Raw genomic sequence first — 22,071 nt, forward strand, 5'->3', positions numbered from 1 at the left:
CTTCCGCCCCGCGACGGCTCAGGGCTGGGACGGCCTGCCGCCCGCACCGTCCTGCTGCCGTCCACCCGGGCGCCCGGGGCCGCGATCCTCGCGCCTCAGCGCGTCGTACTTCGCCTTCTGGTCCTCGGAGAGGATCTGCCGCATCGCCTCGTCCGTCTGGTTCTGCAGCGCGCGGAGCTCCTGCCGCAGCTCTCTCGGCGACTTGCTGCCCGCGCTCACCTCGGCGAACAGGGCCTGGCGGCGCGCATCCTCCTCCTGGAACCGACGCGTGAACTCCTGCTCCTGGCTGTAGTTCAGGCCCGCCTCGGACACGAACCTGCGCAGTCGCTCGGAGCGCTCGGTCTGCGCCTGGGCCTGCGCCTGGACCCACTGCTGCTGGCGCTCCTCGCGCTGGGCGGTGCGCATCTCGTCCTGCACCGAGCGCACCATCTCCTTGAGGTACTCACGGCCGCCCTGCGAGTTCAGCGCCTCGCCCGCGATCAGGCTCCGCACCTCCGTCTTGAGCTGCTCCACCTCCTGCGCGAGCGCCGCGGGAGGCGCGCCCGCCGCCCCCGTCCCACCACCGGCGGCGCCGGGCTGCCGCTCGAGCGCCATCACCCGGCTGGACAGGAGCACCACCGTGTTCTCGAGCGCCTTCAGCCGCTTCTCCAAGGCCTCCACCTCGTGCGAGGAGGTGGAAGCCGAGCGCTCGGGGGCAGGTGGAGCCACCGGCACCTCACCTGAGTTCGAGAGGGCGACACCCAGTGCCACGACTGCCAGTCCCAGCGAGGCGAATCCGAGGATGCGGTTCATCATGGACCCATGGACGGAGGAGGCCCGCAGCCTATTCCATCCCCCCTCGGCCCTCCGCTCAGAAGAGCCGGGAGTAGGTGGGAGGCTGCCCCGGCCTCGGAGCCCACCGCTGGCCGTCGCGCGGCAGCCAGAGCAGGTAGAAGGCTCGGGCGCTCCCCTCATAACGCACCGCGTGCTCTCCTTTGCTCAGCGTGAAGACGGGCTCGGTGATGCGGCGCTCGTCGATGAACAGTGCCCCCTGCTCCAGGGCGCTCGCCGGCTCGATGAAGTAGCGATCGTCCCGGACGGCGAGGAACTTCGCCTCCAGGGCGCCGGGGGCGGGCGCTTCGTACCGCTGCCCCCACAGGAAGACATCTCCATCGAGCGGCTGGTAGTGCTCCGTGAGGAAGCGCCGCAGCGAGGCAGGCAGCCCCTCCGTGCGCAGGTCATCCACGCGGAGCACGCAGCCGCTGGCGACGAGCGCCTCGGGGACCTCGCGAGCGAGCGTGTCCGCGATGGCGCCGCGAAGGTATGCGTCCGTGTAGAAGTAGAAGTACGCGTGCGGGCGGCTCACGTAGCCTCCCGAGTTGTCATAGGCCACATCCCCCGGCGCGGTGAGCGTGGCGACGCGGGCCAGGACGTCTCGCTGGCGCTCATTACGGCTTGCCGCGAGGCGCTCCTCCAGGCGCCAGAGCTGCCCTCCGAGCAGCAGCAGGAGGGCACTGGCCCCGGCTACCTTCCACGCCCGTGCCTCCAGTGCACCGAGCACCGCTGCCGCTCCCCGAGCCGCGAGGATCGCTACGACGCCGAGGAAGGGCAGCAGGCTGTACGGGAACGGGGCGCGCTGGAGCGCGTAGGAACCAAACGTGGCGGGCAGCGCCAGCAGGAGCAGCAGGTCCGGCTCACTGAGCATTCGCCGCCCCGCGCTTCCCAACCTCCGCACCGTGGCGGCGAGCCCGAGCCCCGCCAGCGTGAAGAGCCAGGGATGCTCCTTCCAGACAGGCTCGAAGTACGAGCGCCACGAGAAGCCGGGGTAGTGCCGCTGATGCTCGGACGCCCAGACGAAGCACCAGTGCCACCACGCCGCCCAGGAGCGCGTCACGGTCAGGTACGCGGCGATGAGCGCCAGCACGGCTCCGGCACCCGCGAGGAAGGCCCGAGGCGCTGGAAGAAGCGCGGGCTCACGGCCTCGCCGCGCCACCAGGTCCACGGCGAGGGCCAGACCAATGATGCCTCCATGGAAGAGGACCTTCTGCGAGCCCCACACCGCCGCCACCAGCAGCGCTCCCGCCCCGAAGGCCCGAGCGGATGAGGCGGGGCGCGCCGACACGAGCGCGAGCGCGCCCAGGAAGAGCGCGAAGGCCAGCGGGTCCGGGCGGATCTCCGTGGCCAGCGTGACGAAGGGCGGCGTGGCCAGCAACAGCGCGGGGGCCAGCAGCATCGCGAGCAGCCCGTGCCGTCGGTTGAGGCTCGCGGCGGCCACGCACGTGCCGACGAGAGGAAGGAGCATGCCCACGCGCAGCGCGAGGATGTGGAGCGGCGAGTCCCCGAGCAGCCAGAACACCGGCGCGAGGGCCTGGTACACCAGCGGCAGGTGCACCTCGAAGAAGTCGCGGTAGGGCACCTCGCCCCGAGCCACCAGCCACGCGGCGTGGGCGTACTGGAACTCGTCGATGCTGAAGCTCTTGTACAGCGCGAGGCGAGCCGCCTGGACGCCCAGCCCCACGAGCACGAATCCGAGCCCCACCCCCGCGGCGATGAAGCCGCCCACCGAGCGCTTCATGGCCTCCTCAGCGCCCCAGACGCTTGCGCGAGCGGGCGCGCGCCGCCTCGAGCGCCGAGTCCACGTTGCCCGCGGGCTTCTCCGGTGGAGGCTTCGCGTCCCCCTCGGCGGAAGACTGCTCCTGGCCAGCCTCCCGAGGCGCCTCCCGGGCCCGCGCCGGAGCGCTCGCAGTCGCCCCGGCCGTCGCCATCGCGGGAACCTGCGCCGGCCGAGACACCTTCGCGGGCGCGGGCTTGCGCAGCTGCGGCGTGGAGAAGAAGCGGCGCACGACCACCTCCGCCAGGAGCACCAGCACCGCGAACCCCACCAGCCACGGAGCCAGCGCCACGCGGCCCTCGGACACCGGCGCCTCCGCGAACAGGCCCACCATGGACAGCCGCTCGACGCCTCCGCCCACCGCCGCCACCGCGTCCAGCACCGCCCTGCCCTCCTTCGGGCTGCCCGGCTCGAACTCGGGCGCGTAGGGCAGCGCCACTGGGGGCGCTCGCAGGGCACGGTTGCCCAGCTTCACCACCGGGTGCCACGTGCCGCGCCCGGGCAGCGTGTACTCGGCCGCCAGGCGATCCTCGTCCTCCCAGCGCATCGGCAGCTCCACCGGCGCGGAGCTCCCATCGCCCGGCAGCACCACCAGCGTGGGCAGCGCGGTGGGCATCGGCTCTCCGGGCGCCAGGTCCAGCGTCACCCGCAGCAGGTTGCCCTGCCGCTCCGCCCGGGCCACGGCCTCGCCCTCCGGCTTGCCACCGCCCTCCATGGCCCAGCGCACCATGCTCTCCAGCGCCGCCCGCAGCCCGCTCCACTGGCGCAGCTCGCCGCTGAACTCCCCGTCCACCTCTCCCATGAAGGCCACCGAGCGCCCCGCGCCTCGCGGCCACAGCGCCAGCAGCGGCGCGGCGTTCTCGTCCAGCGTGCGCAGCGCCACGTTCGCCCGGGGCTTGAGGTACGTGAGGTTGTAGCCGCCCGCCTGGGGCAGCCCCTGCGGCGACAGCTTCCCGAGCAGCGGCAGGTCCGGCGCCGCCTCCATGGAGGTGGGCACGTCCACGAAGGCCGAGCGCGCCACCGTGATGGTCTCCTGGCTGAAGATGCGCGGCAGGCTCAGCGCGTCCTGGGCGAAGTAGATGCGCCCGCCGCCCAGCGCGGACACCTCCTGCAGCAGCCTGGCGTCCGAGTCGCTCGGCGTCCCCAGCCCGATGACGGACACCGTCACGTTCTCGCTGCGCAGCGCGGCGATGGTCGCCTTGTAGTCGTCCGGCTCCTCCGAGTCCGCCGCGTCCGAGAAGAGCAGCACGTGGCGCGTGGCCTTGTCGCTCGAGAGGATCTCCTTCCTGCCCGTGCGCAGCGCCTCGCCCACGTAGATGCCGCCGCCGCCGCTGAAGCCGCGCGCCACCTCGTCCAGCGGGAGCCCGCCGCTCACCGGGCTCATGGGGAAGATCTCGTGGCTCTGGGTGTCCACCATGTGCACCGAGACCTCGTCCCTCTCGTTGAGGAGCGTGAGCGCACCCACCACGCCCTCGGCGGCCACCTCCATCTTCGTGCGCCCGTCCGGCACGGTGGCGCCCATGGAGCAGCTGCAGTCCATCAGCACGCTCATGGCCATCGAGGTGCGCCGCTGCTCCTCGCGCAGCTCCAGGGACACCGGCAGCACCGGCTCCAGCGCCGAGCGCCGGTACCCCCCCTGGCCGAAGCTGTCCCGCCCTCCCGTCATCACCAGCCCGCCGCCGGCCTGCTCCACGTACGCGGCCAGCGCGTTCAGCCCGGGCTCGCCCAGGGAGTTCGCATCCACGTTCTCCAGCACCACCGCAGCCACACCGTCCAGCGTGTCCAGGGAGAGCTGGAAGGGCTCGCGCACCTCCAGCCGCATCCCGGTGGCCTCCAGCGTCTTCGCGAAGGTTCCTCCCGGCTGGCGGGTGAGGAGCAGCACCCTGGGCGGCCCCTCCACGCGCAGCACCGCGCGGCCCTCGTCGTTCTCCACCAGGCCATCCCCGGGGGCCTCCACCGAGAGGCGGTAGCTGGCCAGCCCCTCCTTCTCCACCAGGTCCCGGAACGGCAGCACGTTGGGGCCGGGGCGGAACTCGTACGGCCCCTTCACCAGCAGCTGGCCGCTGCGCTCCAGGCTCACCGTACCCGTGACGGCGCCCGAGGCCACCACCACCGCGGAGAACTGGAAGGGCTCCCGCGCCGTCACGGACGAGGGCACGTCCACCGAGACGACCGCCAGGTCCAGCGGCGCCTCCTCCCGGGCCACGTGGCGGAAGTCCACGGCGATGCCTCGGGCGGCCAGCCTCCGTGCGGCGCCGCGCGCGTCCGCGCCCGTGGCCCTCCCGTCCGACACCACGAGCACCCGGCCCGTGCGCTCCGGGGGAATGAGGACCCCCACCGCGTCCAGCGCCGCCGAGAGATCCGAGGCATCGGCATCCACCGGCCGGGAGAAGCCACCGAAGGTGCCCGCCGCGCTCAGCGGCTGCTCCACCCGCGCCTCGCGACCGAAGGAGATGACGCCCAGCCGGTCGCCGGGCCGCCGCTGGCCCTCCAGCAGCTTCACCAGCTCCAGCGCGACGCGGTCGGCGTCCAGCGGCATGGAGCGAGAGCGATCCACCACCACGACGACATCACTGCCCGCGTCGCGCAGCACCAGCTCCGGTCCGGCGAGCGCGCCCACGGCGAGCAGCAGCAGCCCCCACCGCAGGAGCATGGGGATGCCCGGCCGTGCCCCGCGCTTCCAGAGGAAGAGCCCGAGGGGCACGAGCAGCACCAGCGCCTGCGGCAGGGAGAAGCTCATCAAGACGAGTGGCCGTCACTCTACTACGGCTCCCGCCTTCCACAGCCCACGGCGACTTCCCTGGAGCCGGGAGCCCCGTCTCGCCACGGGGCCCCGGCCCTCGGAGCGTCACCAGGGGCAGTTGACGACGTCCACCGTGCGCGTCAGCGTCGGCGCGCTGTTGCCGCCGCTGTCCGTCAGCGTATAGGTGACGGTGTACGTGCCCGCGACCCAGCCGTTCGGGTAGCCGAACACCTTCACCTCGGGGGTGATGTTGCCGTAACAGGCGTCGGAGGCCTCCCAGCCCGGCTCCACGTACCCGTTGCCGCACTGGAGCGTCATGTGCGTGGCGCCCTTGAGCCTGAACGTGGGCGGCTGCGTGTCATCCACCTTCACCGAGCGGATGGCGCTCACCGTCCGGCCCCTGGCGTCCCAGGCGATGTACTGCACCGAGTAGGTGCCCTCGGCGCACGTGTTCGGGCCCGGGCCGTAGGCGTCATTGCCGGAGTTGTACGTGCGCACCGTCAGCGGGCTGCACGTCGCATCATACGCGCGCGCGCCCGGATCCACCCACACGTCCTGGCCGCACTCGAGCGTCATGTTCAGGTCGCCGTTCACCTCCAGCGTGGGCTGGCCGTTCGCGTTGGGCGTGCAGCCCAGCGTGGGGAGCGCGCCTCCGCTCGTCAGGGTAGGTGTCGGCTCCAGGCAGGGCTGGCCGTTGTAGCAGGCCAGCAGCGGGTTGCTGCACGTCCCCTCGGGGGTGCAGATGTCCGCGGTGCAGGGGTTGTCGTCGTCGCACGAGGCGTCGCTCTCACAGCCCTGCTCCCCCAGGGTGTCCAACCCGCTCGTGTCCGGGTCCGGCGCGGCCGTCCATCCCTCGGCTCCCGAGGAGGGAATCGCGGCCACGCTGAGCCCACACGCGGCTCCGTTTCTGGACGGAGTGCAGGTGAAGGGCAGCAGGCCCAACGGGTTCTCGGACGACACCTCCAGCCCCTGCTGCGTCTCCCAGGGTGTCCGGGTGTGCGCGGCTGCGGGCAGGGCTCCCAGGGCCACGAGGGCGCCAGCAATGGCACCCACGACAGTACGCTTCGTCATGTGCATCCCCCACGGTTGCAATCGGTCGGCGGTCGCTCCCGAGCGGGGTCAGCGCTCGAGAGCGGGGGGGACGGTCATCACGGCCTTCGGGTGCAACAAGCGCTCGTGGAAGGCCTGTGTTGGACAGGTTCCAGAGGATCCGCGAGGGCCCAAGGTGAGTGCACGCAGCGCGACGCTTCTCTCGGCCGCCCGTGCAGCCGAGCGGCGACAGGCGGAGCCCACGGTGGGTGGGGCACGGCACACCCACCGTGGGCCCTGTCCTGGAGGACTACTTCTGGATGATGACGATGGTGCCGTCGGGCTTCACCGTAATCTCGACGACGGGTTTCCTGCCGCCGACGACGGCGCGCAGCGCATCGGGGCCGATCTCGATCAGCTGCCCGCTGGAGACCATCAGCTGCTGCTCGATGGCGGGGGACTCACGACGCTCGATGCTCTTCTCGGTACGGGGGGTGTTGCGCATGGCACGTCTCCTTGTGACGACTTGGGGGTCATCCAGAGAGAGCGTGAGGGGGCCATCTGTGACGATGGCCCCCGCGCATTCCCGGCTGCTTCCGGCTCAGGCGTTCCGGGCGGGCACGGCTCAGTGCTTGCGCCGCCGCGAGGTACGAGCCGCCGCCTGGGAGCGGACCCGACGCGTGCCCGAGGCCCGGGTGGCGGTGGCACGGCGAGGCGTGCTGGCCTCCTCCTCCCGCTCCCGGGTGCGCTTGGCGGCCGCGAGGCTCTTCTTCAGCGCGTCCATGAGGTTGGCGGGCGCGGAGTACTCGGGGGTCGCGGTGGGCGAGGCGCGGATCTCCGCGCCTCCGGCCTTCTGGCGCAGCACCTCCTCGAGCTGCTCGCGGTAGACGTCGCGGTACTTCTCGGGCTCGAACGGGGCGCTCAGGGACTCGATGAGCTGTTCGGCGGTGGCCAGCTCGCGGGCGTTCACCTTGGGCATGTGGCTGGGCATCCCGTCGATCTGCTCCAGGGGGATGACCTCGTCCACGCTGTTCATGGTGGAGAGCATCAGCCCGGGCCCGTTGGGGCGCACGGCGCACGAGTACTGCTTGGTCCGCAGCACGACCCGGCCGACGCCGATCCGCCCGGAGCTCTCGAGCGCCTCGCTCAGCAGCGCGTACGCGCGCGCGGCGTTCGTCTCAGGCACCAGGTGGTAGTGCGAGTCGAAGAAGAGCGGGTGGATGTCACCGGCGGGGACGAAGTCCTCGATGTCGATGGCGTAGGTGCCCTTGGGCGCGAGCGCCTTGAGCTCCTCGGGCGTGATGGTGACGTAGACGCCCTTGGAGATCTCGTAGCCCTTGATGATCTCCTCGTAGGGGACCTCGACGCCCTCGGCCTCGCAGATGCGCTTCTCGCGGATGCGGGCCTTGTCCTTCTCGTGGAGCTGGTGGAAGCGGATGTCCCTCGGAGAGACGGCGCGGTACATGCGCACCGGCACGTTCACGAGACCAAAGTTGACCGAGCCCTTCCACATCGGGCGAGCCATGCGCTGCCTCCTCTGACGGCCCGGGTCGGAGAGAAAGGCGCTCGGAACGAGTCCGGCGCCGGGTGTCGAAAATCGCGCCGGAGGCCGAGAAATCGGCTCCGGACGCGATGGGCCGACGTCAGAAAGCTCGATCCGATCCCCTTTCGCGGCAAACCTCCCAGGTGCCCTTCCGATCGGGAAGCAGACGACTCTGATCCGAGGATCGTACTGAACTCCAGTTCCGGTTCGGGTTGACGAGAGGTGGGGTGGATCCGCGAGGTTCCGCAGGGAGAAGCGCTGGCGGTGGAGTGGATCACGCCAACGCTTCGGGTCGGATCACCTCGGGCCTGACGCCCTACCTTTCGAGTCCAACGGACTGGGGAGGCAGGCGGCCATCCGTCCGACGCGGCGCCGGATCATTTCGTGGGGGCCGAGGTCGGCCCGCGTGCGGACGGGAGTCAGCGCCGTGGCCGTGAGCCAGGGCAGCCATGTCTGGAGTCGCTCGCGAGGTGCTCTCTGGGAGCCTCGATCTTCGGCGGCTCTGCACTCACCCGTGCAACGGCATCCGCCTGAAGGGCGACCTGCACCTCTGCGCTCCCGTCGCCGGACGCGGTGACCGAGAAGCCTGACCTCAGCCGCATCCTCGGGGGGCCACTCCGCGCGAGCCAGCGTCTCCCAGTCGAACAGCGGAACATCCGCTTCCGAGCCGACCCGTGCGGCCCTCCGCTCCATCGCCTCGGCCAGCTCCGCCGCGGTGCCACGCTCCTCGGGATTCAAGGACAGCATGCGAAGGATGAGCGCGTCGAGCTCGGGGTCGATCCGAGGATTGAGCTCCTTCGGCGGTCGAGGACCACCGCCTCCCGGCCGCCAGCACCGTCCCTCGGTCCGGCTGGAGTCCGAGAAGGGCGGGAGGAGTGTCGCCATGCTCTGGTCTCGAGCAACCGGGGCACGCTGGGGTGGCGAATGCGCGAGAGCAGCACGGCCTCACGCTCGAAGCGCGGATCCGCGTCCAGCCCGTGAGACGGCGCTTCCATGAATCCCCTCCGGCAAGAGGTGCACACCGAGACCACCGGCCGCGAGCCTACCTCAGAGGTTGCCTGGGCACACCTCATCCATGGCGTCAACTGCTCTGTTCGGCATGGCTGAAGGAGTTCCGGATGGTGGCGGGTAGCGGGAAACGACCTCACGGGCGCCGCGTCGACTATGGTGCATCCGGCATGCAGCTCAACCTCGTCGAGACCGTGGCGTTCGCTGGCATCACCCTGTACGTGGGCCATGGGGTGCGTCGGCTCATCCCCCCGCTGTCGAAGTACAACCTGCCGGCGCCCGTGATTGGTGGGCTGCTGGTGGCGTCCGTGCTGGCCGCCTGCCGGAGCGCGGGGTACACGCCGATCACCTTCGACACGACGCTCCAGAGCCCGCTGATGATCGCGTTCTTCGCGAGCATCGGGTTCGCCGCGTCGCTGTCGCTGATGCGCCTCGGAGGACCGCAGGTGGCCATCTTCCTGGCCGCCGCCACGGTGCTCGCCATCGTCCAGAACGGCGTGGGGGTGATGCTCAGCTATCCGCTCGGCGTCCATCCCCTCTTTGGAGTGCTCGCGGGCTCCGTGACGCTGGCGGGAGGCCCTGCGACAGGGCTGGCCTTCGCCCCCTCCTTCGAGCAGGCCGGAGTGGCGGGCGCGTCCGCCATCGCCATCGCGTCCGCGATGCTGGGCATCATCTCCGGAGGGGTGGTGGGAGGGCCGGTGGGCACGTTCCTCATCACGAGGAACTCGCTGAAGTCGTCGGCGGCTCCCCGCCCGGTGGCGCAGATCGGCGCGCAGCCGGAGGGTTCCTCGGGAGAGGGCTCTGACGGCCAGGGCTTCATCAAGCACGTCGTCATCATGCTCGCCACACTCTGGGTAGGCGGATGGGTGAGCAAGGGCTTCATGGAGCTCGGGCTGACGCTGCCCGGCTACATCGGCGCGATGCTGGTGGCGGCCTTCCTGCGAAACCTCGACGACAAGACGCGGTGGCTGAGGCTGTCAGGCCCCATGCTCGAGGAGATGGGCGGCGCGGCACTCTCCCTGTTCATCGTCATGGCGCTGATGACGCTGGAGTTGTGGAAGCTGACCTCTGTAGCCCTGCCGATGCTGGTGCTCGTGGCCGTGCAGGTGGCCTTCACCGTGGCGGTGAGCCTGTGGCCAATGTTCCGGCTGATGGGCAAGGACTACGACTCGGCCGTGATGGGAGCAGGACTGTGCGGGTTCATGCTCGGCACCACCGCGAACGCCGTGGCCAACATGGAGGCGCTGGTGCGCAAGTTCGGCCCCGCCCCGCGCGCCTTCCTCGTCGTGCCGATGGTGGGCGCCTTCTTCATCGACTTCACCAACGCCGTGGTGATTACCGTCTTCCTCAATCTGCTGAAGTGAGGCGCGGCCCGGAACGGTGGGGCCCGAGCCTGCTCCGTGGCGCGCCAGTCCAAAACCTGTCCGACCAACCTGTTTGAGACAAGTCCGGTAAGACACAAGCATGTGTGTTCGGGCTGCCTCATACGTTGTCAGAGGCCTCTGCTTGGATGGAGGAGGCGTGCAACGAGGAGGGTGGCGGGGATGGAACACAAGGGGCTGGTGTCGAGAGTGGCGGAGCAGTTGGAGCAAACGATTGCCCTGGGGCAGTGGCCTAAAGGCAGGCTGCCTTCCGAGCGGCAGATGGCCCAGCGCTATGGGGTGTCGCGCACCACCATCCGAGGCGCCCTCCAGGGGCTGGCCGCCAGAGGACTCATCGTTCAACACCCCGGGCGACAGAGCCGTACGGTGCCCCTGGGTGAAGCGCTGTCGCTGGAGAGCCTGAAGCTGCTGCTGCCCGAGGGCCGCCAAGACATGGACCGCCGGCCGCTGCTCGAGGGGTACTTCGCCCTCAAGCGGGAGGTGACGGTGGAGCTACTGGCCGCCTGCTGCGAGCACGCCAGCCAGCAAGACGTGGAGCTGCTGCTCAATGCCAGCTTCGCGTTGAGAGATGAGGCCCGCTGGCAGGAGAAGCGCATCCGGTGGGTGGAGCGAGAGTTCGACCTGCTGAGGCTGGCGGCCCAAGCAGCGGACCGTCCCGGCCACATGTTGCTCCTGATGTCGTTGGAGAAGGCCTTCCGGGGACTGGCGGACGCGCTGCTCCCCGCGCTGCAACCCGAGGCCCTCCAGCAGTGGGCCCAGTGCGTGTTCAACGCCCTGGCCGACCGTGACGCCCAGGCCCTTCGCCAACAGCTGCCGGCGCTGCTGAAGGCCGCCGACGAGCCGCTGCTCGCCTGCCTGGCTCCGGTACGCGATGCCCCCACCGCACACCACCCCCCTTCGCCTGCCGGGGAGGAGCCCGTGTCGGGCGAGAACGCCAGCAACTGGTCTGCTTGTCATACCAGTTCGCAACAAGTCGAGCCGACAGGGAGGCCCCCGGTCCACGAGGAGGGGGGCACCCTCGCGTGTGCCACTTCGAGCCGGAACGCACCCTCGGCCCCACCCGCCCCGCTCTCCGTTGGAGCGGTGCAGGAGAATTCCTGCGGCCGCGAACCCATGGAGGCTCCTCCCGCCCTTCGCTCCTCCACCGGAGGTGCTCCTGGCAGTCCTTGTTATCCCCCCACCCTGATGCTGGCCTGGGTGCCTCCTTCCTGCTCGGCACTGCCGGCAGCAGACGCCGAGGGCCCACCTGCCCCGTGTCCGGAAGCTTCCAATGCCGTGGAAAGGGAGCCTGTCCCCAGCGAGTATCAGGCCGCTCTGCCGATGGACGTGGGGGAGTCCTGCGTGGCTGGTCCCGGCCATGAGCTTGGAGTGGGGGCTCGCCAGCGCTCAGGTGGGCGCCTCGGACTCCAGTCGCCGCCCCGTCCTGTCCACGACACCACCGGCGAGTTCCTGGCTTCGCGCCCCACTCCCTCCCCCAACTTCCCTGAAGAGGATTAGCAAGCAGGTTCAGCCTGAGCGCGCAAATAGAGGCCGAGGCTCGGCGAGGAGACTACCGTCGCCTCGTCACGTAGAAGTCCGCCAGCAGGGCTCCCAGCAGCACCAGCAGCGGCCAGCGCGCACGGCCGGATGAGCCCGCGCTACCTTCATCCCTTTGCTCCGCCTCCGCATCCCGCTCGCCGCTGCTGCGCCCACGCAGGTCGGACTCGCGCGCGTCCAGGGCCAGCACCTCCGTCACGTCCACCGGCTCACCGTCCCGCTCCAGCGTGTAGCGGCCCGGCACCTGCGGCGCGGGCAGGGTCAGCGCACCGGCTCCAAACACCGGCTTCTCTCCCAGCGGGCCTACCAGCGTGTAGCGAGCCCCTGGCTGCGTCACCACCGGCAGCGGTTCCCCCAGCGTGAGCTGTCTGCGGGGAAATCCCTCTCTCGCGCGTCGAGCCTCTCGCAGCACGTTGCCCAACAACACCGGCCAGGCCGGCGTGCGCTGCAGGTTGGAGCGCGCCACCTCCACGTTCAGGTGGACGCGACCCTCCTCCTCGGACACCAGCACCGCGTCTCCCGCGGTGATGAGCGCGCGGCCCGGCGGATTGTCCCCCGCCGTCCAGCGCACGCCCGCGAGTTGCACGTCGTCCAGCAACGGGTGCCCCTTCTCCGAGAAGAAGGGCCCCAGGAACGTGCGCAGCGTGCCTCCCGCTCCCACTGTGACCTTCGCGTCCGTCCCTCGTGGGCCGATGAGCATCGCGCCCTCTCCCGGCCCAGCCTCCACCTCCGGAGCCACCACCAGGAACCGCTCCAGCGCCTGACGCGCGGGGGCATCCAGGCCCTCCGCCAGCGCCACTCGCACCGGGCGCGCCGCCGAAGGCACCAGCCTCGCCTGCCCGTCCTCCGGCAGCGCGTCCTGCGGCAGCGTCACCTCCACGTCCCCCGCGTTCTCGAAGGTGAAGCGTACCGTCGCCGCTCCCTCCGCTGGCAGTTGCACCTGCTCGCGCTGCTCCGTGCCCTCCTTCGCGCCCGGCCCCGGCTGCGCGCGCACCCGAACCTCCACGCTCTCCGGCCCGCCGAACCGCGCCACCCGCAGCGTCACCGTGGCCTTCGTGCCCTCGTCCCGCCGCTGCGCGGAGACGAGCGCCACGTTGTCTCGCGGTGCTCCCAGCGCCGTCCACCTCACTGCTGGCGGCACCACGACGCCTTCCGCGGGCAGCACATCCGTGAAGAAGTGCACCCGCCGGCCCGGCCCCGCCAGCTCCTGCGCCCACAGCAGCGTGGCCGTCACCTCGTGGTCCGCCCCCTGCGCCTGGAACGACTCCAACGCGCTCAGCCCCTTCGAGGGCTCCGTCTCCGGCCCCGCCAGCACTCGTGGCGCCGAGCCACTGGCCAGCACCGTCACCCGCGTGGCGCGCTCCTCCTCCAGCCGCTTCGCCGCCTCGCGCCTCACGCGCTCCAGCACCGTCACCCCGTCCGGCCCCCGCGCCGAGAGCGAGAGGCTGCCGTCCACCACCAGCACCACGTGCCTCGCCCGCACGTCGTCGCCAAAGCGCACGTCCGCCAGGAAGAGCGACGCCGCGATCACCGCCAGAGTCTCCAGCAGCAGGGACGCCTCGCGCGTGAAGCGCTCGAAGCGGGGACCCGCCTCCGCGCGCGGACGCGGCGTGCGCCACAGGAAGAGCGCGCTCACCGTCACCGGCTTCTGCCGCCGCCGCAGGAAGTACGCCGCCGCCAGCGGCACCAGCGCCCCCAGCGCCAGCAGCCCCCATGGGAAGCCGAAGCTCACGCGCTCCCTCCCGCCAGGAAGAGCGGCCTCAAGGGGCCTCTCACGAGCGCGCTCAGCGGCTCCGGAGCCGCGGCCGTCACCAGCGTCGCCCTCGCCCGCACTGCCGCGGCCCGCAGCCCACGCTGGTGCTCCGCGAAGCGCCGCGCGTACGCGGCCAGCACGTCCTCCGTCAGCAGTTCCTCCAGCGCCGCCCCGCTCTCCGAGTCCACCAGCCGAGCCCCCTCGCCTCCCGACGGCTCCACGTCCTCCGCGTCCAGCACCTGCACCAGGAAGAGCGCCGAGGCCCCTCTCGCCAGCCGCGCCGCCAGCGCGGACAGGTCCGTCTCGAACAGGAAGTCGCTCACCACCACGCGCAGGCCACACGGTCGCAGCGGCGGCATCCGCCCCAGCGCCGCGGACAGATCATCCCTCGCGTCGAATGGAGTCGTCCGCAGCGCCGAGCGGCACACCTGTCCCTGCGCCCGCTCCGGCCGCGAGCTCGTGGTGAGCAGGGTCGGCGCCAGCCCCTGCAGCGCGCCCACCTCCAGCGCCAGCAGCGCCACCTCCCGCGCTCGCGCCTCCTTCGTCGGGCTCAGCGCCACCGAGCGCGAGGCATCCACCAGCACCTCCAGGCGCGGAGACACCTCCTCCTGGCGCACGCGGAGGATGATCTCCCCGGTGCGCGCCACCGCGTTCCAGTCCACCTGCCGCAAGTCATCCCCAGGCTGGTAGACGCGGAAGTCGTGCAGCTCGAGCGAGGCGCCCGCGGAGGTGGCGCGCACCTCGCCCAGCTGCCCCCGGTGAGGCACGCGCGGCAGCGCCAGGGCGAGCCCCGGCGCCAGCCTCGCCACCTCGGTTTCGTCCGCCGCCCCGCTCACGACGCGTGGACCCGCCGCTCGCGCTCGACCAGGGCCCGATCCGCGCCGAAGGCCGCCAGCGCGGCCACCCCGCAGAGGAAGTACACCAGCTCCACCGTCATCTTCGGCTGGTCCGTCGCGTAGTCATGCGTCGCGAAGTTGACGAGCCCGACGACGGGGTTGAGCAGGTTGATGAGCCCGTTGTCGGCGGACTCCTCCATCAACAGGGCCAGCAGGGGCGGCAGCACAGCGGCCAGGCCCGCCAGCGCCATGAACAGGATGCGCACCGCCGCCGGAGACGCCAGCCGATCCGAGCGCGGCAGCTTCGCCACCAGCACCGCGGCCGACAGGAACAGCACCGGGTACGCTCCCGCGGCCGCCGTGGCATGGAGCAGCGAGCGCCAGTTGTTGCGCGTACCGGAGGAGCTCCACCCGAGCACCGTGCAGAAGAGCGCCCACCCCACCAGCAGCAGCACCGCGAGCCGGAACCCTCGCACCGCGCCTGGCCGCAGCAGGCTCCACGCCCGCGTCTTCGCCCGGAGCGCCCGCGCCTGCCCGTCCACGTCGGACATGACGAAGAGCCCCGCCATCGTCAGGTGCAGACACCCGAGGATTCCCGCCACGGCAGCGAGCTCCCGAGGAAAGCCCTCCTTCACCCACGCCCCCAGCACCCCCAGCGCGGTGATCAGCATCTGCACCACGAGCGCCCCTCGAGGCCCCCACGAGTAGTTCTCGGTGATCAGCGACAGCCGCGCGGCGGCCGCCTCGTACAGCAGCCACCCGTAGCTGAGCATCAGCCACAGCGCCACGCCGATGACGTAGGGCAACTCCTTCTCGCGCATCAACCGGGAGCTCTCCTCGCTGAGCGCGAAGGCTGCCACCAGCCCCTGGAACACCGCCCCGGCCAGCACCCCCAGCACCAGGAAGTGCACGAAGGCCCGCCCCAGCCGGCCGTCCGCCAGCGTCGCCGCGCACACCGCCAGCACCGTGAGGAACATCAGCCAGGCCGCTCCCAGCGACAGCACCACCAGGATCGTCGGCAGCGAGATGCCGTTGAGGTAGTAGCTGAACAGCAGGAAGGGCCCGGCCGCGGACGCGTACAGCGCCGCCTGCACCAGGTAGGACATCACCTTGCCGCGCAGGATGCGCCGAGGCCCCAGCCCGGTGAGCGCCAGCAGCACCCACGTCTCGTCCTCGCGCTCTCGCGCCAGCGAGCGGTACGCGCTGTAGGGGATGACGAAGAAGTGCACGAGCCCCAGGCACACGAAGTAGCTGAAGAAGTACCTGCCCCCCCGAGGCCGATAGCCCCCATCCCGCACGTCCGCGTACGCCATCAGCGACAGCAGCACGCACGCCAGCAGCATCAGCCCGAAGCACACCCAGAACACGCGGGTACGCACACCCTGGCGGATCTCCTTCACCACCAGCGGGTTGAGCCGGTCCCCCAGCCGCTCGCCCAGGGGCGCCTTCGCCGCGCTCTCCACCGCCGCGCTCATGCCACCCTCCCCTTCGTCACCGTCATGAACGCATCCTCGAGGTTCAGCTCCCGGTGGCTGAAGGCGCAGACCGGCACCCCCGCCCCCACCAGCGCCGCCAGCAGCCGCGCCGCCGCCTCATCCACCTGCGTCCGCGTGGCGCCCGGCTCCAGCTCCAGCCGCACCCGCAGCCCGTCCGCCTCCAGCGCCACCTGCCCCACCCGTGGCTGCTCCAGCAGCACCTTCTCCGCCCGCGCGTACGCCGCCTCCCCGTCCGCGCCCACCGCCAGCCGCACCGTCAGCTCGCTCCCCCCTCCGCTCTGGCTCTGCGCCAGCAGGTCCGCCACCTTGCCCGTCGCCAGCAGCCGGCCCTGCTCGATGATGGCGCACGTGTCGCAGATCTCCGCCAACTCCGTGAGGATGTGACTGGAGATGAGGACCGCCTTGCCCTGGTCCGCCAGCGCTCGCAGCAGCTCTCGCAGCTCGATGCGGGCGCGCGGATCCAGCCCGTCCGCCGGCTCGTCGAGGATGAGCAGCTTCGGGTCGTGCAGCAGCGTCCGCCCCAGCGCCACGCGCTGGCGCATGCCCTTGGACAGCGCGCTGGTGAGCTTGTCCTTCAGCGGCAGGAGCCCCGTGAACTCCATCACCGACGCCACGCGCTTCTTGCGCGCCTCGCCCTTGAGGCCATAGGCGCGCGCGAAGAAGTCCAGGAACTCCCAGACGGTGACGTCGTCGTAGGTGCCGTACCGGTCCGGCATGTAGCCGATCAGCGGCCGGGCCTTGTCCGGCGCATCCACCAGCGACTGCCCGTCCAGCAGCACCTCGCCCGCGGTGGGCGTGTCCAGCGTGGCGATGATGCGCATGGTGGTGCTCTTGCCCGCGCCGTTGGGCCCGATGAAGCCCAGGATGGTGCCCGCCTCCAGCTCGAAGGACACCTCGTCCACCGCGCGCAGCGCGCCATAGTCGCGCCGCAGCCCCTTCACCTGCAGCAGGCTCATCGCCCCACCTCGACTCGTCGCGGGCCGCTCATGGCTTGTCCACCTGTCCGCGCATGAAGTGAGTGCCCTCGTGGAGCTGCGCCGGCAGCGTCGCCAGCGGCGCGAAGCCCGGGCCTCCCAGCCTCGCCATGAAGTCCCCCTCCTCCAGCGGCAGCATGAAGTTGCTCCGGATGCCTTGCGCGCGGATCTCCACTCTGACCGGTGGGCTCACCACCCGCCCGAGGGACTCCTTGCCCGACGGGACCTCCGTAGCCATCCCCTCGGCGCCATCGGCGAGCTCGGGCAGCGCGTAGTGCCGCTTGCCGAGCCTCACGAGCCCTCCCTGGAGCGGCGCCCCGAGCGCGTTCTGCACCTTCCACCCCGCGCCTTCCTGGCGCACCACCAGCCGGGCGCGCGTCGTCAGCACGGCCAGCTCGCCCCACTCCACGTAGGTGCGAGAGGGCAGGAAGCCTTCCGCCACCATGCCCCCGCCCGTCCAGCTCACGTCCACGGTCCAGTCCTCCAGCTCGTCCGGCGCCACCAGCACGCCGGTGGAGGGCAGCTGCACCCTGTCAAGCGCCAGGTTGGCGTAGTACCCCCCCACCGCGGACGTCACCAGGCGATCCCTGGGACGGTCCAGCCAGGTGTAGCTGTAGCGCGAGGCGTGCGTGACGAAGCCGTCTCCCAGCAACGAGTCCCCGACGATGATCAGGCAGGTGAGCAACGCCACCGCCGGCACGCCGATGAGCAGCGCCACGGGCCCCTTGCGCCGGGCCAGGATCAGCCCTCCCGGCCCCACCACCAGCGAGAACAGGAAGATGAGGACGAGGAAGCGCCCCACCGGCACCAGGGCGTTGGGCAGCAGCGGCCACTCGCCTCCGCGCAAGGCGGACCGCGCCTCCTCCCAGCGCTGCGGCGGGCCGATGGGCTCCAGGTGCGGCTTGCCGTTCTCGACCACCGACAGCAGGGCATCGCGGCAGTCCTCCGCCCCGGACTGGCACAGGTACACCTGGCCGAAGGCGTACGCGTTCCACGCCTGCCGCTCCGGCTCGGGCTCGAGCAGGGGCAGGCGCTGGAGCACGTCTCGCGGCGGCCGCGCCAGGATGAGCGAGCCTCCCGCCGCGGCGTAGTTCTCCAGCGCGGCCCAGACATCCGCGGGCACGGAGGCCACCTCCCCGGTCACCATAACGGCGGGGAACCCGGAGTAGGCCGCCAGCTCCCGCGGCGCCTCCTCCACGGACATGAACCGGGTATTCACCAGCGGGGACTTGCTGTTCTCGACGCGAGACAGGCCGGTCCCCGCCTCGAAGGCCTTGGACGTGCCCAGCACCAGCGTGGCGAGGGCATCCCCCTCGTTCAGGTAGATGCCACTGGTGCGCTTGCGGAGATTGGGCCCCTCCACGGAGAAGAGGCCGGAGGGGACGGCGGAGGGAACGAGCAGGTACGTGGTCAGCCGCTGGCGCGGTGCGAGTTCCACCTCACGCACGGTGGAGGGAGAGCCCGAGCGATACCCCTGAAAGCCCAGGCGCAGCGGGCGCGGCACGGAGTCCAGGTTCTGCAGCGTCACCTCGAGAGGAGCGAAGCCGCGCTTGCCGCGCAGCGAGCCGGTGCGTACGGAGACGCGCAGCCCGTCCGTATCCTCCAGGTTCTCCAGGGTGCCAGTCGTATCGGCGTAGCCGAATCGCTCGGGCTCCTCGGCCTCGACCTCCCACTCCTCCGCGGGGGGAGGCGCTTCGGCCGCGGCCTCCGCTTCCTTCTGGTTCGAGGTGTCCTCCGCGAGGTCCTTCATGTGGTCCTCCGCGGCGCTCGCCTCACCGGCTTCCTCCGCGGGCTTCGCGGGCGCGACCACCGCGGGAGGCTGAGGCTGCGCGAGCCCGAGGCCCGCGACGAGCAGCGAGGGCAGCAGCAGCCAGGGCGCCAGGAGCCTACGCACGCGGCACCTCGGGCACCGCCTGGATCAGCGCTCGGATGACCTCCGTGGACGCCACCTTCTCCAGCGAGGCCTCGTAGGCGAGCACCAGCCGGTGGTTGAGGATGGCGGGCGCCACGGCGACCACCTCGTCGAACCCTACGTTGGGCTTGCCACGCAGCAGCGCCAGGGCCCGGCCCGCGGCGGCCAGTCCCAGCGCGGCGCGCGGCGAGGCGCCATAGCGGACGAAGCGGCGCACGGCGTCCGGCGCGTGCGGCTGGCGCGGGTCGGTGGCCTCCACCAGGCGGCCGATGAAGTCGGCGACCGGCCCGGGCAGGTGCACCCGGTCCGTGGCGGCGAAGAGGCGCCCGAGGCTCTCCGCGTCGAGCACGGGCGGCAGCGCGGGGGGGGCGCCTCTCACACGGGTGGTGAGCAGCGTGCTCAGCGTCTTGGCTCCCACGGGCGGCACCTGGACGCGGAAGAGGAAGCGGTCGAGCTGCGCCTCGGGCAGCGGGTAGGTGCCCTCCAGCTCGATGGGGTTCTGCGTGGCCAGCACGAAGAAGGGGTCGGGCAACGAGCGGGTCTGCCCGAGCACCGTCACGCTGCGCTCCTGCATGGCCTCCAGCAGGGCGGACTGCGTCTTCGGGCTGGAGCGGTTGATCTCGTCAGCCAGGACGATGCTGGCGAAGAGCGGGCCCTCGCGGAAGGTGAACTCGCGGCGGCCCTCGCCCTCCAGCACGTAGGTGCCGGTGATGTCGCCGGGCAGCAGGTCCGGAGTGAACTGGATGCGGCGGAACGGCAGCGCGAGCAGCCGCGCGAGCGCCTTGCACAGCTCCGTCTTGCCGAGACCCGGCAGGCCCTCGAGCAGCACGTGGCCTCGGGCGAGCACCGCCACCACCACCTGCTCGACGACGGTCTCCTGATCGAGCAGCACCTGGTTGAGGCCCTTCTTCAGCTGGGCCGCCACCTCCGCCGCCCCCTGCACCTCGGCGGGGCTCAGAAGCTCAGACACGTCCGCTCCTCTCGTTTCACTGACTGCCAAAATATCGCTTCACCAGGTCGCGGTTGCGCGGCAGCAACGGCCCGGTGGAGTACCCCGGCGTCGCGTCGCCCTGCGCCCCCGTGCCCTGCGTCGGCGAGGGCACCACCATGATGCCCTCCCGCCGTGGCTCCGCGGCCTTCAGTCCCCACAGCTCGCTCGCCTCGCCGCCCTGGCCCTCTGGCAGGGGCTGGAACTCGAGGCGATCCGGATCCATCTCCGCCGCGTCCCCGAAGACGAGCGGCCGGCTCTCCCCCCCGCGCCCCACTCCCGCTCCCTTGCCCTCCCTCACGGAGCGGCTCGCGTGCCCGCCACGCTGCCCCTGACCCTGCCCCTGACCCTCACCATCTTCCTGCTCGCCCTGTCCCTGTCCTCTCCCCTGGCCCCGCCGTCCCGAGCCAGACCGACTTGCGCTCCCCTGCTGGCTGGGATTGCCCTGGCCGAAGCGATCCGCGAGCTGCTGCTGTCGTCGCTCCAACGAGCGACGGAGGTCGGAGATCTGATCGAGGTTTCCTCCCGCCTGTCCGGACGCCGCCTTCCGTTGGCCCTGGGAGCCCTGCTGGCCCCCCGTCTCCGTGCCCTGGCTGTCTGTGGCGCCGTTCTCGCCGTTCTCCCCGTTCGCGCCCTTCGCACCGTTCTCGCCGTTGGCCTCGCGCTGGCCCTGGGCACCGTTCTCGCCTGCCGTCCCCTGGCTATCCGAGAGCGCCATCAAGGCCCGCTCCAGTTCCTCGCGCTCGCGGGCCACGCTCTCCGCGCTTCCGGCGGCTCCCAGCTCCTCTTCCAATTCTCGAGCGGCCTCGGCGGCTCCGGCGAGCTCCGCGGCGGCCTCGGCGGCGCGCTCGGAAATCCGCTTGTCCAGCCCATCGGCGGCCTCCCAGTCGGCGGAGTCGAAGCGACCCTCGGCGACCTCCTCGGCCAGCCGGCGCAGCTCCTCGTCCATGGGACTGCCCAGCGGCTCCTCCCTGGCGAGCGCTTCGGCCTTGGCCTGAACGGCGGCGACCTTGGCGGCGGCAGCGGCGTTGATGTGGCGGGGAGAGGGGGCGGGCAGTGGCAGGAGGAAGCCAACGGCCAGGAACACGAGCGCGCCGAGCAGGGCGCCCACGGGACGCCGCCAGCGCACCTCGGGAGGCTTCACGGCGCGAGCGAACTGGTTGACGGAGAGCTCCCACTCTCCGACGGGGCGCTCCAGGCGGGTGAGCAGCAGGCCGCCCGCGTTGGCCGAGCGATCCGCGAGCACCGCCGCCTGCTCCAGGGAGATGCCTCGGTGGCGGGCGCGAAGTCCCCACCACAAGCCACCGGCCAGGAGGAACAGGGGCGCGGCCCACAGGGCGGTATCGCGCAGGAGCAGGCGAGCCACGACACAGAGCGTGACGGCGGCCCACATCGGACCGATGCCCGCTTCGGCCCAGGCCACCGCGTTGAGACGCCGCTGCACGCGCCGCACGGGCGCGAGCACGAGAGCCTGGAACCGGCGTTCTTCACTGACGGCCATGGACGGGACAGAGTGTCGGTCACCCGGAGGGGCTTTCACAAGCCGCCCGGGACGTAGCCGCGCTCACAAGGGGCATGCTTCGGGTATGGCGTGGCAGGGCAAGCTCTCCTGGTCCGCGAATGGCCGGAGCTGCGAGCACGATCCGACGCGCTCCAGCCTGAGCCTCACGGCGCCCTCGCGGTAGCCTGCCCCTCATGGCTCATGCTGCGAAGCTGTCCCAGCACTGCCGCACCTCCCTGGCGCTCCCCTCGGCGCTCCTCGTCCTGGCCATGAGCCTCCTGCCAGCCTGTGCCACTCGCTCGGCTGGCTCGACGGCTCGCGAGTTCAGGCTCTCGGGTTACGACTCGGCTGCGCATGTCACCCGAGATTCCTCATCCGATGAGTCCCAGCGCCTTCCTGTCCCCTCGTGGAAGGCTGACACCGCGACACTGGAGCGAGCACGACGCGCGGAAACAGAACACGCGGTGCAAACGCTCTGGACGGTGGTGAGGGCCACGGACTCTCCCGGTGCCAGATGGGAGTTCCGCTTCTGGTCTCATGCTGGCGCCCTCACGCTCCTCTCCCTGCGACTCATCGAGGAAGGCGATGGGCAGGCGGTCCCCGTGAGCCGAGGGGCGTTCCTCCAGCGCCTCGAACGAGAGTTCCCCACTCTGCTGGGGACCCGACCGCGAGAACTCACCCTCTCCCTTGAGAGGCAGGAGAAACGTTGGAGCGTGGATCTCGACACGTCCTCACGCGACTCTCCGCCCGCCTACGCGAGGACGCTCCCCTCCACTCGCG

The 22,071-nt window shown here is 71.3% G+C and carries 15 protein-coding genes; 2 read left to right on the plus strand and 13 right to left on the minus strand.

From position 1 onward, the window contains the following. Window positions 1–18 precede the first annotated feature (18 nt). The 6 genes from KY572_RS20110 to ku all read right to left on the minus strand — a co-directional run bounded on the left by KY572_RS20110 (window position 19) and on the right by ku (window position 7,887). Window positions 19–795, minus strand: coding sequence for a hypothetical protein (locus KY572_RS20110; RefSeq protein ID WP_224244513.1), 777 nt, complete (start codon window positions 793–795; stop codon window positions 19–21). Between the two features lie 55 nt (window positions 796–850). Then, complete coding sequence (locus KY572_RS20115; RefSeq protein WP_224244514.1) at window positions 851–2,554, minus strand: hypothetical protein; 1,704 nt, start codon at window positions 2,552–2,554, stop codon at window positions 851–853. A gap of 7 nt (window positions 2,555–2,561) precedes the next feature. Next, window positions 2,562–5,330 (minus strand): VWA domain-containing protein, encoded by a 2,769-nt coding sequence (locus KY572_RS20120; protein WP_224244700.1) that lies wholly within the window; start codon window positions 5,328–5,330, stop codon window positions 2,562–2,564. Window positions 5,331–5,438: 108 nt separating this feature from the next. Continuing rightward, window positions 5,439–6,404, minus strand: coding sequence for a DUF5011 domain-containing protein (locus tag KY572_RS20125; RefSeq protein WP_224244515.1), 966 nt, complete (start codon window positions 6,402–6,404; stop codon window positions 5,439–5,441). A gap of 268 nt (window positions 6,405–6,672) precedes the next feature. Continuing rightward, the gene (locus KY572_RS20130; protein ID WP_224244516.1) at window positions 6,673–6,867 is read right to left on the minus strand and encodes a hypothetical protein; all 195 of its coding nucleotides are present in this window, start codon (window positions 6,865–6,867) and stop codon (window positions 6,673–6,675) included. Between the two features lie 120 nt (window positions 6,868–6,987). Further along, the gene (gene ku / locus KY572_RS20135) at window positions 6,988–7,887 is read right to left on the minus strand and encodes a non-homologous end joining protein Ku (protein WP_224244517.1); all 900 of its coding nucleotides are present in this window, start codon (window positions 7,885–7,887) and stop codon (window positions 6,988–6,990) included. A 1,196-nt stretch (window positions 7,888–9,083) separates the two neighbouring features. Between ku and gltS the strand changes: the two genes are divergently transcribed. Together gltS and KY572_RS20145 are read left to right on the plus strand one after the other, a co-directional pair. Then, a complete protein-coding gene (gltS, locus tag KY572_RS20140) occupies window positions 9,084–10,277 on the plus strand; it encodes a sodium/glutamate symporter (protein ID WP_224244518.1) in 1,194 nt (397 codons plus the stop codon). Window positions 10,278–10,457: 180 nt separating this feature from the next. Then, on the plus strand, window positions 10,458–11,792 hold the full coding sequence (locus KY572_RS20145) for a FadR/GntR family transcriptional regulator (RefSeq protein WP_224244519.1): 1,335 nt from the start codon (window positions 10,458–10,460) through the stop codon (window positions 11,790–11,792). Window positions 11,793–11,844: 52 nt separating this feature from the next. Here KY572_RS20145 and KY572_RS20150 read toward each other — a convergent pair whose 3' ends face one another. Genes KY572_RS20150 through KY572_RS20180 form a run of 7 tightly spaced genes read right to left on the minus strand, consistent with a single transcriptional unit; the run spans window position 11,845 to window position 21,255 of the window. Further along, window positions 11,845–13,563 (minus strand): BatA domain-containing protein, encoded by a 1,719-nt coding sequence (locus tag KY572_RS20150; RefSeq protein WP_224244520.1) that lies wholly within the window; start codon window positions 13,561–13,563, stop codon window positions 11,845–11,847. Beyond that, window positions 13,560–14,393 carry a DUF58 domain-containing protein gene (locus KY572_RS20155; RefSeq protein ID WP_407659979.1) on the minus strand — a complete coding sequence of 278 codons (834 nt, stop codon included), beginning with the start codon at window positions 14,391–14,393 and terminating at the stop codon, window positions 13,560–13,562. Before KY572_RS20155 ends, KY572_RS20150 begins: the two co-directional genes overlap by 4 nt. A gap of 23 nt (window positions 14,394–14,416) precedes the next feature. Beyond that, on the minus strand, window positions 14,417–15,895 hold the full coding sequence (locus KY572_RS20160) for an ABC transporter permease (protein ID WP_224244522.1): 1,479 nt from the start codon (window positions 15,893–15,895) through the stop codon (window positions 14,417–14,419). Next, a complete protein-coding gene (locus KY572_RS20165; protein ID WP_224244523.1) occupies window positions 15,892–16,872 on the minus strand; it encodes an ABC transporter ATP-binding protein in 981 nt (326 codons plus the stop codon). Before KY572_RS20165 ends, KY572_RS20160 begins: the two co-directional genes overlap by 4 nt. Before the next feature lie 28 nt (window positions 16,873–16,900). After that, on the minus strand, window positions 16,901–18,784 hold the full coding sequence (locus KY572_RS20170; RefSeq protein ID WP_224244524.1) for a hypothetical protein: 1,884 nt from the start codon (window positions 18,782–18,784) through the stop codon (window positions 16,901–16,903). Beyond that, window positions 18,777–19,772 carry an AAA family ATPase gene (locus tag KY572_RS20175; protein WP_224244525.1) on the minus strand — a complete coding sequence of 332 codons (996 nt, stop codon included), beginning with the start codon at window positions 19,770–19,772 and terminating at the stop codon, window positions 18,777–18,779. The genes KY572_RS20170 and KY572_RS20175 overlap by 8 nt, the downstream gene beginning before the upstream one ends. Window positions 19,773–19,788: 16 nt before the next feature. Then, window positions 19,789–21,255: a hypothetical protein gene (locus KY572_RS20180; protein ID WP_317987872.1), complete on the minus strand. Its 1,467-nt coding sequence runs from the start codon at window positions 21,253–21,255 to the stop codon at window positions 19,789–19,791. Window positions 21,256–22,071: the final 816 nt, after the last annotated feature.

It is taken from the genome of Hyalangium gracile (assembly GCF_020103725.1).
Classification (GTDB): domain Bacteria; phylum Myxococcota; class Myxococcia; order Myxococcales; family Myxococcaceae; genus Hyalangium; species Hyalangium gracile.

What these genes read in the sequence shown, in the direction of transcription:
- KY572_RS20115 (WP_224244514.1), bottom strand. Translation starts at nt 2,554, where the DNA reads ATGAAGCGCTCGGTGGGCGGCTTCATCGCCGCGGGGGTGGGGCTCGGA.
- KY572_RS20120 (WP_224244700.1), bottom strand. Translation starts at nt 5,330, where the DNA reads ATGAGCTTCTCCCTGCCGCAGGCGCTGGTGCTGCTCGTGCCCCTCGGG.
- KY572_RS20160 (WP_224244522.1), bottom strand. Translation starts at nt 15,895, where the DNA reads ATGAGCGCGGCGGTGGAGAGCGCGGCGAAGGCGCCCCTGGGCGAGCGG.
- KY572_RS20125 (WP_224244515.1), bottom strand. Translation starts at nt 6,404, where the DNA reads ATGACGAAGCGTACTGTCGTGGGTGCCATTGCTGGCGCCCTCGTGGCC.
- KY572_RS20110 (WP_224244513.1), bottom strand. Translation starts at nt 795, where the DNA reads ATGATGAACCGCATCCTCGGATTCGCCTCGCTGGGACTGGCAGTCGTG.
- gltS (WP_224244518.1), top strand. Translation starts at nt 9,084, where the DNA reads ATGCAGCTCAACCTCGTCGAGACCGTGGCGTTCGCTGGCATCACCCTG.
- KY572_RS20165 (WP_224244523.1), bottom strand. Translation starts at nt 16,872, where the DNA reads ATGAGCCTGCTGCAGGTGAAGGGGCTGCGGCGCGACTATGGCGCGCTG.
- KY572_RS20145 (WP_224244519.1), top strand. Translation starts at nt 10,458, where the DNA reads ATGGAACACAAGGGGCTGGTGTCGAGAGTGGCGGAGCAGTTGGAGCAA.
- KY572_RS20130 (WP_224244516.1), bottom strand. Translation starts at nt 6,867, where the DNA reads ATGCGCAACACCCCCCGTACCGAGAAGAGCATCGAGCGTCGTGAGTCC.
- ku (WP_224244517.1), bottom strand. Translation starts at nt 7,887, where the DNA reads ATGGCTCGCCCGATGTGGAAGGGCTCGGTCAACTTTGGTCTCGTGAAC.